Source organism: Natranaerofaba carboxydovora (assembly GCF_022539405.1).
Taxonomy (GTDB): Bacteria; Bacillota; Natranaerobiia; order Natranaerobiales; family Natranaerofabaceae; genus Natranaerofaba; species Natranaerofaba carboxydovora.
The window spans coordinates 782,793-796,593 of the sequence record NZ_CP054394.1 but is presented as its reverse complement, the minus strand read 5'-3'; the positions used below and the strand labels follow the sequence as shown (position 1 = coordinate 796,593).

Below are 13,801 nucleotides of genomic sequence, written 5' to 3'. Positions count from 1 at the left end.
CTATTCATATTTGTAAAATCCACGGCCTACTTTTTTACCAACCCATCCTGCGCTTACATACTTTTTAAGCAGTGGACATGGGCGATATTTAGGATCTCCAAGGCCTTCGTACAATACGTTTAGTATTGATAAGCAGGTATCAAGTCCGATCAAATCAGCTAAAGTTAGAGGACCCATTGGATGATTCATACCAAGCTTCATTACTGTATCAATATCCTCTTCAGATGCAACACCTTCCATCAAGCAGTAAACAGCTTCGTTGATCATAGGCAGCAAAACTCTATTTGAAACAAAACCCGGATAATCATTTACACATACAGGCGTTTTGTTCATTTTTTTAGCAGTTTCTTCAACTATTTTATAAGTATTTTCGTCTGTAGCAAGTCCATTAATTATCTCTACTAATTTCATTACAGGTACTGGATTCATGAAATGCATCCCTATAACTTTTTCTGGACGGTTAGTAGCTGCAGCTATGTCAGTAATCGGACAGGATGAAGTATTAGATGCCAAAATTCCTTCTGGCTTAACGTACTCATCTAATTCTTTGAACAAGTCCTGTTTTATCCCTAAATCTTCAATAATAGCTTCAACAATAAGGTCACAGTCCGAGGCATCTTTTACTTCTAGAGTAGTACTTATTCTAGATAATGTCTCGTTTTTTTCATCTTCTGTAATTCTTTCTTTTTGAACTGATCTTTCCAGGTTTTTCTTAATCCCCGCAAGACCTTTTTCAACAAATTCTTCCTTTACATCTCTAAGTACAACTTCACATCCTGTTTGTGCAGCAACCTGGGCTATTCCAGCGCCCATCTGCCCAGCACCCATTACACCAACTTTTTTGATCTCCATAAATAAACTCCTCCTTTTGTTAGTTAATTCTAGAATGCAGCCGAATAAACAACCCCTTATAGTTATTCTATTTCACTATCATTCTTCCTTCTATTATTATAAAAAAATTCTTTTTATTTGGAATTGTTTAAACAATTAAATAAAAAAGGAGCCATAACGGCCCCTTATGTATCTTTGTTATGTCAAGCTCTGAAAAGCTTTCTTCGCTGCTTCAATAGTCTTGTCGATATCTTGATCAGAATGTACTAAAGACATAAACATTGCCTCATACTGACTTGGAGCAAGGTAGATCCCCTCTTCTAGCATCTTATTAAAATATTTTGAGAACAAGCTGTCATCAGCTTTTGAAGCGGATTCAAAATCATAGACCTCATCACGAGTAAAATACATACCAAGCATTGTACCCACTCTTGTCATAAATACTGGAGCATCCGTCTCTTCTGCCACTTCCCTAAGGCCTTTCTCAAGTTTTTGACTCTTTTCTTCTAACTTATCATAAGTACCTTCTTCTTTTAATATTTTAAGTGTTTCTACTCCTGCAGTCATAGCTATTGGATTACCAGACAATGTACCTGCCTGATATATGGAACCGGCTGGTGCTATCATTTCCATGATCTCTTTTTTGCCTCCATAAGCTCCAACAGGAAGTCCTCCACCTATAACTTTACCGAGACATGTAAGGTCAGGGGTTACGCCATATCTTTCCTGGGCTCCACCATACGCTACCCTAAATCCTGTCATAACCTCATCAAATATAAGTAAAGAGCCATAATCAGTGGTCAAATCTCTCATGCCCTCCAAATATCCTTCTTTAGGAGGTATAACACCAATATTACCCGCTACAGGCTCTAGAATAACGCCTGCAATATCATCTCCATGTTCTTCAAAGATTTTCTTCATAGTTTCTAAGTCATTATATGGTGCTGTTATAGTATTTTCTGCAACACTAACAGGTACACCCGGACTATCGGGCAGACCTAATGTAGTAACACCAGAACCTGCTTTTATTAGAAGACTATCCGAATGACCATGATAGCAACCAGTTAGCTTCACTATTTTATTTCTACCTGTATAACCTCTTGCCAACCTCAATGCACTCATGGTAGCTTCTGTTCCCGAGTTTACCATTCTAACGACTTCTATTGAAGGTACTGCACCTATAACTAACTCTGCCATTTCATTTTCTAGCTCTGTAGGTGAGCCAAATCCTGTGCCTTCTTCTACCTGCTTTTTTAAGGCTTCCACAATTCTTGGATGTGAGTGTCCAAGGATTAGCGGACCATAAGAAGCTACATAATCAATAAATTCATTCCCATCTTCACAGACTACCTTAGACCCTTCTCCCTTTTTCAAAAAAAGGGGTGGTCTTCCAACAGAGCTAAATGCCCTGGCAGGGCTGTTAACTCCTCCTGGTATCATTTTTTTAGCTTCTTCAAACATATTCCTTGATCTTTCGTCTTTCATCAAACCATACCTCCTTTATTACCTATTAAAGTATTCCATGCTTGTTTTCTTATATTCTTTGGTGCTATATAAATATTTATATTCTTCTATACCTGAAGCTTCAGACATGTTATTGATTATTTTCTCACATTCATCCTTTGAAGTAGAATGTATCATAGTAAATAAATTATAGGGCCAATCTGGGTAAGTTGGTCTCAAATAAACATGACTTGCTTCTTCAAATCCTGCCATTATCTTTCCCACTTCATCTACTTTTGAGTCTGGCACCTGCCAGGCGACCATAGCATTTGCTTCAAAGCCAACTTCTCTATGTCTCAAAATGGCTCCCACACGCCTTAAAGTCCCTTCTTTCTTCATCTCTTTTAGTTTCACTAGAAGCTCATCTTCATCTAACCCAAGTTCACTGGCAATATTTTTAAAAGGTTCTTTTTCTATAGGGATATCTCCCTGAAGACTTGAGACAATTTTCTTTTTGATCTCTTCCAAGTTTAACACACCTTTACAAAGTTAATAATTAATTCTAGTAGTCTACTTCACTGACAGGTTTAACCCTATCTTAAAAACCCTAAGGGCAGGTAAATCAAGAAGTTTTTCAACACCATCAAAACTCTCAATTTCATCAAGAATACTGTTTAACTTATTTTCGTCTTCTGCCACCAAAGTAAACCAAAGGTTAAAATAATCCTCCCGCTGATAATTATGAGTTACTCCTTTGTATGAGCTTACCTTCCGGGCTACTTCTTCAAGCTTCCCAGGAGTAACTCTCAAAGCTACAAGTGTCGATTTAAAACCCAATTTATTACTGTCAAACACCCCACCTATTCTTCTTATATATCCTCTATCTTTTAAGCTCTTTATCCTTTCTATTACTTCACCCTCAGATATTCCTATTTTATCAGCAACTTTCAAAAAGGGGCGACTATCAATAGGAAACTCTGCCTGAATAGTATTTAATATATCTTTATCAACCTCATCCATCCATCTCACCTCGTGTGGTTATATCTCTTTATCTCTTTATCTCTTTATCTTGGCTTGTAAGAACACCAGGGATCTTCTGCCATATAGTCCCCATCACTATAGTAGTAAGCCCTGGCTCTACAACCGCTGCAAACTTCTAAATAATCACATATCCCACATTTTCCTTTTAACTGTTCACTTCTTAGTTCATTAAACATCTCGCTATTATTCCATATTTCTGTAAAAGAAGTCTCAAGTACATTTCCAACCTTAACTGGCAAATAGGGACAGGGGTTAACATCTCCATTTGGGGTTATACAGCAGTAAGTAAGACCTGCAAGACAACCCCTGCTAAATCTCATCTTCATATTCTTAGCATCAGCTATCCTCATAAACTGAGGTGCACAAGTAGGTTTTAGCTCTATATCAACCTCTTTTTGCTTATTTAAGATTCTATGAAGAAGTTTTTCGTATTGCTTCTGTCTAAGGGCCTCTTCTTCCATATCCTTCGCCCTTCCAGTAGGAACCAAAAAGAAAACGTGATGCGCCGCAGCACCTAGTCGAACGGCAAGGTCAGTTATCTCCTCAAATTCGTCATAATTTTGTTCTACAACGGTAGTATTAAGTTGAAACTCCAAACCTTCTGCTTTGCAGTTTTCCATCCCTTTAATTGCATCATCAAAGCTTCCTTCTACCTGTCTAAATTCATCATGAAGTTTGGGCCCTTTGCTATCTATGCTTATGCCCATTCTAAGAGCACCGGCTTCTTTAAGCTCCCTTGCTATTTCCCTGGTTATGGTTGTACCAGTTGTACCAAAAACAGGCCTTAACCCTATATTCTTAGAATGTCTCACCAAATCAAAAATGTCATCTCGTAATAACGGCTCCCCACCGCTAAAAATTATAATATTAAACCCGGACTCTTTAATCTCATCAAGGAGCTTTTTCCCCTCTTCGAAATTAAGCTCTCTATTATCCTTTTCACCTGCATCTCTATAACAGTGTTTACATTTTAGGTGACACTTTCGTGTGGTATTCCACGAAATTAACTTCATCGATTTATTGTCCTCCTCTCACCTAGATAGCCATTTGGCCGCATCTAAAGCATGATAAGTCAGTATCATATCAGCCCCTGCTCTTTTAAAACCTTGAAGCATCTCCAAAACTACGCTTTTTTCATCAATCCAACCATTTTGCGAAGCAGCTTTTATCATTGAATATTCACCACTTACATTGTAAGCTGCAACAGGATAGTTAAATTCATCCTTCACCCTTCTTATAACATCCATATAATTCAGTGCTGGTTTTACCATAACAATATCTGCGCCCTCTTCGATGTCGAGATAAACCTCTCTAATAGCCTCATCACCATTGGCAGGATCCATCTGATAAGTTCTTCTATCACCAAAAGAAGGACTTGACTCGGCAGCATCCCTAAAAGGCCCATAAAAAGAAGATGCATATTTGGCAGAATAGGCCATAATCGGAGTCTCGTTATACCCTCTTTCGTCCAAAGCCTTTCTGATAGATTGTACATAACCATCCATCATATTAGAAGGTGCAACTATATCTGCACCAGCCCTAACATGAGAGATAGCTACAGATTGAAGCCTACTTAAAGTCTCGTCATTTAAAACTTCGCCGTCTTTTACTACACCGCAGTGGCCATGGTCTGTATATTCACACAGACAAACATCAGTGATAACAAGCAGATCTGGATATTTTTCTTTTATTACTTTGCAGGCACGTTGGACAGCTTCATTTGGATCAAGTCCTGAAGTACCTACACTATCTTTGTATCCAGGAACACCAAACAAAATAACTGCTGGTATTTCATATTTATAAACCTCTTCAATAGCCTTTAGCAGTTCATCCACCGAATACTGATAAACCCCGGGCATTGAAGGTACTGGATTTTTTATATTCTCTCCTACAGTCACAAATAATGGATATATTAAGTCTTCGGTTTTAAGATCATTTTCTTTTACCATTCTTCTTATACCATTATTTTTTCTTAACCTTCTTAGCCTAAGGTGTGGGAATCTCATACTTTTTCTCCCTCCATCTTTATTTCTTCATCTGTAAGGTAACAAGCTGGATCCTCAGCCCAAAAATCCCCATAATAAGCTTCAGCTCTTGCCCTAAAGTTGCCATTACAAATATCAAGCCACTTACAGCTATCTATGCTGCATCTACCCTTTAACAAAGGTTTTCTGTCTTTTAAGCCTTTCAAAATTTCATTTGATGTATCAGTCCATATTTTCCCAAAAGGTTTCTCTTTTACATTTCCAAAAGTATGATTAGGGGTAAACTGATCAGGGTGTACATCGCCTACGCTATCTACGTTTCCAATAGCAATACCCGTTCTATTACCACCGCTCATACTCAAAAGCTCATAGACCCTTTTTGCTTTTGCTGGATCTTTTTCTTTCACCCTATTGTAAATATAAATTCCATCGGCATGATTATCGACCATCAGTATTTCTTTTTGATTGTTTTTCTTATCAAAATATAAAGTCCAGTCCATTATTGTATCCATAATATCTCTTGTCTGAGAAGCAGATATATCTTCTTCAATGATTTCACTACCTCTGCCAGAATATACGAGATGATAAAAACAAAGGCGTGGTATATTTTCCTCTTCTATTAATTTAAAAATTTCTGGAATCTCTATATAGTTATTTTTATTTATGGTAAATCTAAGTCCTACCTTTTGTTCTTCTTCTAGGCAGTATCTAATCCCTTCTAAAGCCCTATCAAAAGCACCTTTAACACCTCTAAACCGATCATTATTTTCACCTATTCCATCAAGGCTAATTCCCACATATCCAATTCCAATCTTTTTGAAATCTCTTGCCATCTCCCTATCAATCAATGTCCCGTTTGTCGATACTGTAGATCTAATATTTTGTTTTGAAGCATATTCAGCCAATTCAAAAAAGTCTTTTCTTAAAAGAGGCTCCCCACCTGAAAATAAAAGTACAGGCACGTTAAAATCAGCAAGGTCGTCAATGAATTGTTTGCCCTCTCTTGTAGTTAGCTCTCCTTCATATGATTTAGCCTCAGAGTCTGAATAACAATGAATACACTTTAGGTTACAAGTTCTAGTAGAGCTCCAAACAACTACAGGCCCCTGTCCTCTAGATGTTCCATGGGGGTTATCTTTAACGCTTTTTTGATATCTAAGGCTATCGCCAAAATTATATGATTCATTACATAAAAGCTTAGTAACACTTATCATAATAGTATTAATCCTCCCGTCCCAATAAATTCTATTCCAAATCTTCTAGTAGCGTTTCAACCAGACCAGGGATGGTGTATTCTTTTGCAACACTATCAACTTTTACACCTAGTCTTTCACAGGTTTTAGCAGTTATAGGCCCAATACAGGCTATAAACACATTTTCAAGTAATTTTGCTAGATTATCTACATCTATCATTTCTACAAAATTTTCTACTGTTGAAGAGCTAGTAAAAGTAATGGCATCAACCTCTCCATTTTCTAAAGCTTTCTTTAACATTGGGGCCTTTTCTTTTTCTCTGACAGTCATATACGTAGGAGCAACATCTACCTCCAAGCCCATCTTTTTTAAAGTTTGAGGCAAAATTTCTCTAGCCACTTGGGCTCTCGGAATTAATACCTTTTCATTTGAATTGACTTTTGTCTTAAGCTGTTCTAAGACTGCCTCAGCTTTATACTCAGTTGGCATCACTTCAACACTAAGTCCCCTTTTCTCAAGTCCCTCTCTAGTCTTCGGGCCTATTGCACAGATTTTGATTCCACACAGCTCTCTAATATCTCGGCCATGATAAAAAAATCTCTCAAAAAACTTTTCCACGCCATTAATACTGGTAAAAATCAACCAGTCATAATATGCTATCTTACTAATGGAAAAATCTAGCATCTCGTATGATTCGGGAGGTACAATTTTGATTGCCGGAAATTCAACAGGTTCGCCTCCAAGTTCTTTGATGTTATTAGACAGATCGCTTGCCTGGCTCCTTGCCCTGGTAACAACTATTCTTTTATTTATTAAAGGTTTATTATCAAACCAGGATAATTTTTCTCTTAAATCTACTACACCTCCCACTACTATTACAGCAGGTGCTTTAAATCCATTTTCTTTTGCTTTATCAGATATGTTTTCTAGGTTACCAGTTAGTGTTTGTTGAACTGAGCGCGTACCCCATCTTATCAGAGCCACAGGTGTCTCCTTTGCCCTGCCATACTTCATAAGATTATCTGTTATCTTATCAAGGTTACTCATCCCCATCAAAAAACAGAGGGTATCAGTAGCAGTTGCAAGCTTCTCCCAATTAATTTGACTTGTTTCTTTAGTGGGATCCTCATGCCCCGTTATAACTGAAAAACTTGAACTTATACCTCTATGAGTAACCGGTATACCTGCATAGGCAGGGGCAGCAACAGCCGAAGTCACACCTGGCACTATCTCAAAACTTACTCCTTCACTTGCCAAAACTTCAGCTTCCTCTCCTCCTCTTCCAAAAACAAAGGGATCTCCACCTTTTAACCTGGTAACAGTCTTTCCTTCCTTGGCCTTTTGGCTAATCACTTTATTTATATCATCCTGGGTATATTCATGTTTATCAGGCTTTTTTCCAACAAAGATCTTTTCAGCTCTTTCACCTGCATAATTTAACAACCTATCTGTTGCTAATCTATCATATACAAGCACATCAGCTTTTTTTATACACTCTAATCCTTTGACAGTAATCAATCCTTCATCTCCTGGTCCAGCACCTACAAGATACACTTTACCTGTTTTATTTTCTTTTTCTGCTACCATTTAATCTACCTCCCCCTCTATTTCAGCAAGTATGTCATCGGCTCCCTTATCAAGTAAATCAGCTGCCAAGTTTTGTCCAAGTTCATAAGCCTTTTCATATGAATCAGTCATAGTCTTTCTAAGCACCTTTTCACCACTAAGTCCTGCAACGACTCCTGTTATTGTGATCTCGTCTTCATTAATATAATTAGCATATGCCCCTACAGGAACGTAGCAGCTTCCACCTAGTTTTTTTAGAAAAGCTCTTTCAGCTAAGACACAGTTTTTTACTTTTTCATCTTGAATACTTTTTAATTTTTCTTTAAGTTCTGTATTTGTCTTTAACACTTCTATACCAAGAGCCCCTTGTCCAACACACGGGACAATAATATCCGTAGTAATCACCTGGCTTATTTCCACAGATAGGCCAAGTCTATCTATACCGGCTTTAGCCAGTATTATTGCATCTATATCACTAGATTCACTAAATTTCTTTATTCTAGTATTTATATTTCCTCTTATGGGGACTATCTCTAAGTCATTTCTATATGCAAGAAGCTGCGCTTTTCTTCTAAGGCTGCTTGTAGCAACCACACTCCCTTCAGGTAAAGTATCCAGGGTGTAGTTATTCTTAGATATCAAAACATCTCTTGGTTCGGAGCGTTTTAATACTGTAAATATATCAAATTCATCATAGAGTTCCCCGGGCACATCTTTCATGCTGTGTACGGCAAAATCTATTTCCCCGTCTACGAGGGCTTTTTCTAATTCTTTAACAAACAAAGCTTTGCCACCTATTTCATGTAACGTAGTATCTAATATTTTATCCCCTGTAGTTTTTATTTTTTTAAGGTCTATATTTACTTCTGGATAAGTTTTTTTTAGTTTTTTTATCACTTCATCAGTTTGGGCCAAAGCAAGATTACTTCCCCTTGAGCCAACTGTTAATTTCATAGTATTACCTACCTCTCTTTGATAAATCTTTCTATTATTTGCTTAGCATAAGCATTGATTTCATAATTATCTATTTTTTTAACTTCTTCGAAAATATAGTCATTCTCCAAAATCTCATAATAGATATCTTTTCGTTTGTTTTCATCATTGACTTGATTCTTTATTTCTTGTCGACAGTATTTAAGCAGTTCAATATACTTATCCCATCCAGACACAAATTCTTGCTGGATTTTTTCTTTTAATTTTTTTGATAAAGCAGGACTTGCTCCGCCTGTGGAAACACTTATAGTTAAATCACCGTTATTAATAGACGCAGGCACAATAAAATTAGATTCTTCGGGGGGATTTACACAGTTTACTATTAAGCCTTTCGATCTAGCATCTCTTGAAATAGTTTTATTAATAGAACTATCATCTGTACATGCAAAGACCATAAAGGCTCCACTTAGATCATTTTTTTCATACTTTTTTTGTAACCAATGAAACTGTTTTTTAGAATTATGATTAAGCATTTCAGCCATTTCACTACAAATTGAAGGGGAAATGACCTTAACCTTTGCAAAAGAATTTAGTAAAGTCTTTACCTTTCTTATAGCCACTTTACCCCCACCTATAACCACACATTCTTTTTCTTTAAGGTCAAGCATTGCGGGATACAAATTTTCATTCCCCATTTATTTTCCCCCTGAAAGTTTTAGTTCTTCATATCACATTATAATTCAATTATTTAGGTGACCTTCGGTCACCTATACAATCTAATTAATAGACTTTTTACAGTAGAATCAAGTTTAAGTTTTCAAGTTTTCATCTAGCTTGTTTGAGAAACTTTTTGATTCATTATCAAGTTCAATAGGTTCGTTTTCATCACTTTTTGGCACCAAACTCTCATCCAAATCAAATAAATGAGCAAGTGTAGCGCCGTAAATATCACTCTTATCTTCAACTGCGAAATTTTTAATTCTTAGAACAGGTTCTTTTAAAATTCTATTAACCAAACTCTTTGTAAGTCCTTCGACTGCATTTCTTTCTTTTTTACTCAAATTCTTTAACTTCTTATCATAGCGCTCTAATTCATTAGTTCTTATGCCTTCAGCTTTCTTTCTAAGGGCAGATATTAAAGGCACAACATCTCTAGTCTTATACCATACCATAAACTCTGCTACTTCTTCGTGCAGAATCATTCTGGCATTATCTGCTTCTTCTCTTCTCTCTTCCATATTGGACTCTACTACATTTTGCAAATCATCAATACAATGAAGATGAACGTTATCAAAATCTTTAATTTCAGGTTCAATATCCCGTGGAACTGCAATATCGATTAAAAACATTGGCTTGTTATTTCTTTTTTCCATTGCTTTTTTGACGTCACTTTTATTTACAACATAATGAGGTGCACCAGTACTACTTATTAATATATCACTATTATGAAGCCAGCTAGAAAGTTCTTCATAAGGAGCATACTGCCCTCTAATTTTTTTGGCACATTCTTTCGCCCTCTCTATGGTCCTGTTAACAACCACAACATTAGCCCCGTCACTGTTCAAATGCTTTGCAGTAAGTTCGCTCATTTTGCCTGCACCAATCAACAACACTGTTTTGTTTTCAAGAGTCCCAAATATATCTCTTGCAAGTTCTACTGCTGCATAACTTACAGAAGCAGCATTATCATTAATTTGAGTTTCCGAGTGAACTCTTTTGCCTGCGGATAGAGCATGCTGGAAAAGCCCATGAAAACATGAACCAACCCCACCACATTCATCCGACATTTTATAAGCTTCTCTGACTTGGCCTAGTATTTGTGTTTCTCCAAGTATCATAGAATCAAGTCCTGAAGCAACTTGAAACAAATGATAAACCGCTTTTTGATTTTCCATTGTATACAAATGAGGTTCAAATTCTTCTGATTTTACATCACAAAACTCACTTAATAACTTAACCAGCAACTCTTTTCCGGCATAAAATTCTTCTACCATGGCATATATTTCTGTCCTATTACATGTAGACATTATTGACCCTTCTGTTACTATACCCTGTTTTATCATTAAATTTATAAATTCTTTAGCTTTATCAGGGGTCAATGCAAGTTTTTCCCTTACTTCAACGTCTGCTGTCTTATGGTTTAGGCCCAAAAGTATAATGTCTTCCACCTAATCACTCCCTTGCTGTTTTAACATTGCTGTTTTAACATTGCTGTTTTAACATTAAGCATAACTATGAATACTTGAAATAAACATATTCACGCCTAACCACGTAAAAAGGATACATCCAAACCCAATTATAGCAAGAAAGGCGGTTTTATTCCCTCTCCAGCCGCGAGTAAACCTGGTGTGTAAAAATAGTGCGTATACTATCCAGGTAATCAGAGACCATGTCTCTTTAGGGTCCCAGCCCCAGTATCTACCCCAGGCCTGCTCAGCCCAAATAGCCCCTGAAAGAAGACCCAGCGTCAAAAATAAGAAACCAATTGCAACAGCTCTATAATTAATTTCATCTATTTTTTTTAGTTCCGGAAAATGCTTATGAAAAATACTGTGAGGATTATCTGGATTCTTTTTTATATGCCGATTCTTCAATATATACAATATTGATAATCCACATGACACTGCTAATGCACCGTAAGCAAAAATATAGGTGGCAACGTGAAGTGTCATCCAGTTACTTTGTAATGCCGGCATAAGATTACCAATATCATTTGAAAAAGTAGTAGCAAAACCCATTATTACAATCGCAATTGGCAAAACAAAGGCTCCCATCCCTCTATATTTAAAGTTCAGCCATTTCTCAAAAATTAAATAGCATAAGATAGTTCCCCATACAAAGGCAGTGGCATAGTCATACAGTCCGTTTAAGGGCAGCCTACCTCCATTAATAGTTCTTGCGACGAGGGATAAGGTATGAACACCCAGGCCAACTACCGCTAAAACTGTGGCAATTCTGCCAATCTGACCCTTTGACGTAAATAGATAACTTATATACATTATAGTAGCTAAAACATAACTACCAAAAGCTAAATAAAAACTCAGTTCTTCTAAAGCAAACAAATCCATTCAATCACCCCTCGTAAATTTTGATTAATTTTATTTAAATTTACAACTTTTAAAAAACCTATTATTTGATTCTGGTGCAAAAAGTCATATGAACAAATTTTTGTTTTTAATTGTGATACATCTTGATAAGAAAACAGGAGAAATAAGGCCTAATGACAGGAGGTCATTAGCTAATTGAACTCAGGATGAGTTCTTTAATTAGGAAGCCTTATTTCGACTGCTGACGAATCTTAGATGTATCAATTAAAAACACTTTACTTTTGTGAATAGACTTTTTGCACCAGAATCATTATTTCGGTTTACTACTCGTATTTTCATCAATTTCAGTTATTAACTCGTTAAAATCTTCCTCAAACTTGGCTTTACTCTTAAAGCTCTGTCCGCCTATAATTAATTTACTTTTACCAGTTTCCACAGGCTCTACTAATGCCCAAATTCTTCTTGGGAAGAACAAAAATGATAGAGCTAAGCCAAGCATCATCAGAACCGAGCCAAAAAAGAATATAGGGACACTCGGATCTCTTACAACTCTCAACACTGTATATTGATCATAGTCTGTAAATGCAAACTCTATGCCATCATATTCATATGTTTCACCTTTTTCTGAGATAATCATATCCACAACCTCACCATGCTCATCTAATAAATACCATATAAACCTGGGGTTATTTGGATGAGGAGACCTATTTACTGGATGACCATCTTGATCATATGCAAAGTCCGGGTAAAAAGCTTCGAAGTGGACAGTCAAATTCTCAAAGCGATAATGATAATGTCTGCCTTCAATAATGTCTATTGTATCTAGGAAAAAGCTCTCTTCGTCTTCAATCTTAAGACTACCCTGCCAGCCATAACTTGACTGATAAAAGCTTAAACCATCCTGCCTTAAAGGTCTATTGACATAAATGGTTTCGCTACTGGTTTCTTCATCATTTTCTACGACAGTTAGGTCACTGTAATATTGATTAACAGAGTAATCATCCCGATAATCAATCCGAAAATCATCAATTCTTAGATCAAAGTCAGCATAGTCCATACTTACAGTATCACCCGGAACCCCACCAATATGGCTATCAAAACCTGTCATATTCCCATACATAAACCCTAATACAATAACCAAAAAACTTATATGGGTAATAAAAGACCCAAAATAACCAAACCTACCCTTACTTGCAAATATACCATTTCCAGGAGTTTCTGTTTTGTAACCCTCTTTTTGCAGCACGTCTTTAACTTTGTCAAAGGCATCTTCATGACCAGAAGATATAGTAATCTCTTTACTGTTTTTGAGATTTTTTATTCCTTTTTCGGTCATTTTTTTCTTGGGGTTGAAAACACTTCTATAAATCCCGGGGAACCTATTAATACTACAGGCCAATAAGTTAAGACTTAATAATCCTCCAAATAGCAAATACCACCAAGTTTCAAAAACATTGTCCATACCTGTTGCAAGGATTAGCCTAGCAAAGGCATCACCATATTCCCTGAAATATAGGCTTTCTTCAGCATTTTGAGGAATTAATGAGCCTATGATTGATAAGCCTGCAACTATTATTAATAATATAATGCCAACTTTCATTGAACAGATAAGTCTCCAAAGCTTATCTTTTAACGATTTTTGTTTAAGCTCTTCTGTCAACAGTATATCCCTCGCTTTTTAATTTTAGGCTACAACTACCTTATTATAGACACTATGAATTTACAATAATTTTACTAAGTGTTTATTAAGTGTTTTATTAT

Annotated in this window: 13 protein-coding genes; all 13 read right to left on the bottom strand. The window is 36.4% G+C overall.

The window, feature by feature from the left end:
- The 13 genes from ACONDI_RS03850 to resB all read right to left on the bottom strand — a co-directional run bounded on the left by ACONDI_RS03850 (window position 1) and on the right by resB (window position 13,700).
- The gene (locus tag ACONDI_RS03850) at window positions 1-852 is read right to left on the bottom strand and encodes a 3-hydroxybutyryl-CoA dehydrogenase (protein WP_241080163.1); all 852 of its coding nucleotides are present in this window, start codon (window positions 850-852) and stop codon (window positions 1-3) included.
- Between the two features lie 177 nt (window positions 853-1,029).
- Window positions 1,030-2,319, bottom strand: coding sequence for a glutamate-1-semialdehyde 2,1-aminomutase (gene hemL / locus ACONDI_RS03845; protein WP_420848160.1), 1,290 nt, complete (start codon window positions 2,317-2,319; stop codon window positions 1,030-1,032).
- 15 nt (window positions 2,320-2,334) lie between these two features.
- A complete protein-coding gene (gene ahbB, locus ACONDI_RS03840; RefSeq protein ID WP_420848159.1) occupies window positions 2,335-2,811 on the bottom strand; it encodes a siroheme decarboxylase subunit beta in 477 nt (158 codons plus the stop codon).
- A 33-nt stretch (window positions 2,812-2,844) separates the two neighbouring features.
- Window positions 2,845-3,294 carry a siroheme decarboxylase subunit alpha gene (gene ahbA, locus ACONDI_RS03835; RefSeq protein ID WP_241080160.1) on the bottom strand — a complete coding sequence of 150 codons (450 nt, stop codon included), beginning with the start codon at window positions 3,292-3,294 and terminating at the stop codon, window positions 2,845-2,847.
- Between the two features lie 44 nt (window positions 3,295-3,338).
- On the bottom strand, window positions 3,339-4,328 hold the full coding sequence (nirJ2, locus tag ACONDI_RS03830) for a putative heme d1 biosynthesis radical SAM protein NirJ2 (protein WP_241080159.1): 990 nt from the start codon (window positions 4,326-4,328) through the stop codon (window positions 3,339-3,341).
- Between the two features lie 18 nt (window positions 4,329-4,346).
- Window positions 4,347-5,321 (bottom strand): porphobilinogen synthase, encoded by a 975-nt coding sequence (hemB, locus tag ACONDI_RS03825; RefSeq protein ID WP_241080158.1) that lies wholly within the window; start codon window positions 5,319-5,321, stop codon window positions 4,347-4,349.
- A complete protein-coding gene (nirJ1, locus tag ACONDI_RS03820) occupies window positions 5,318-6,514 on the bottom strand; it encodes a putative heme d1 biosynthesis radical SAM protein NirJ1 (protein WP_241080157.1) in 1,197 nt (398 codons plus the stop codon). The genes hemB and nirJ1 overlap by 4 nt, the downstream gene beginning before the upstream one ends.
- Window positions 6,515-6,545: 31 nt before the next feature.
- Entirely contained in the window at window positions 6,546-8,081 is a 1,536-nt protein-coding gene (cobA, locus tag ACONDI_RS03815; RefSeq protein WP_241080156.1) for a uroporphyrinogen-III C-methyltransferase, read from the bottom strand.
- Complete coding sequence (gene hemC, locus ACONDI_RS03810; protein WP_241080155.1) at window positions 8,082-9,014, bottom strand: hydroxymethylbilane synthase; 933 nt, start codon at window positions 9,012-9,014, stop codon at window positions 8,082-8,084. It lies immediately after the preceding gene.
- A gap of 8 nt (window positions 9,015-9,022) precedes the next feature.
- The gene (locus ACONDI_RS03805; protein WP_241080154.1) at window positions 9,023-9,688 is read right to left on the bottom strand and encodes a precorrin-2 dehydrogenase/sirohydrochlorin ferrochelatase family protein; all 666 of its coding nucleotides are present in this window, start codon (window positions 9,686-9,688) and stop codon (window positions 9,023-9,025) included.
- A 114-nt stretch (window positions 9,689-9,802) separates the two neighbouring features.
- Window positions 9,803-11,161, bottom strand: coding sequence for a glutamyl-tRNA reductase (gene hemA, locus ACONDI_RS03800; protein ID WP_241080153.1), 1,359 nt, complete (start codon window positions 11,159-11,161; stop codon window positions 9,803-9,805).
- Between the two features lie 54 nt (window positions 11,162-11,215).
- On the bottom strand, window positions 11,216-12,061 hold the full coding sequence (gene ccsB / locus ACONDI_RS03795) for a c-type cytochrome biogenesis protein CcsB (RefSeq protein WP_241080152.1): 846 nt from the start codon (window positions 12,059-12,061) through the stop codon (window positions 11,216-11,218).
- Window positions 12,062-12,350: 289 nt separating this feature from the next.
- Window positions 12,351-13,700 carry a cytochrome c biogenesis protein ResB gene (gene resB, locus ACONDI_RS03790; protein ID WP_241080151.1) on the bottom strand — a complete coding sequence of 450 codons (1,350 nt, stop codon included), beginning with the start codon at window positions 13,698-13,700 and terminating at the stop codon, window positions 12,351-12,353.
- Window positions 13,701-13,801 lie beyond the last annotated feature (101 nt).

Coding starts and splice junctions, on each gene's coding strand:
- ACONDI_RS03850 (WP_241080163.1), bottom strand. CDS start 852: ATGGAGATCAAAAAAGTTGGTGTAATGGGTGCTGGGCAGATGGGCGCT.
- ahbA (WP_241080160.1), bottom strand. CDS start 3,294: ATGGATGAGGTTGATAAAGATATATTAAATACTATTCAGGCAGAGTTT.
- nirJ2 (WP_241080159.1), bottom strand. CDS start 4,328: ATGAAGTTAATTTCGTGGAATACCACACGAAAGTGTCACCTAAAATGT.
- hemB (WP_241080158.1), bottom strand. CDS start 5,321: ATGAGATTCCCACACCTTAGGCTAAGAAGGTTAAGAAAAAATAATGGT.
- nirJ1 (WP_241080157.1), bottom strand. CDS start 6,514: ATGATAAGTGTTACTAAGCTTTTATGTAATGAATCATATAATTTTGGC.
- cobA (WP_241080156.1), bottom strand. CDS start 8,081: ATGGTAGCAGAAAAAGAAAATAAAACAGGTAAAGTGTATCTTGTAGGT.
- hemC (WP_241080155.1), bottom strand. CDS start 9,014: ATGAAATTAACAGTTGGCTCAAGGGGAAGTAATCTTGCTTTGGCCCAA.
- ACONDI_RS03805 (WP_241080154.1), bottom strand. CDS start 9,688: ATGGGGAATGAAAATTTGTATCCCGCAATGCTTGACCTTAAAGAAAAA.
- ccsB (WP_241080152.1), bottom strand. CDS start 12,061: ATGGATTTGTTTGCTTTAGAAGAACTGAGTTTTTATTTAGCTTTTGGT.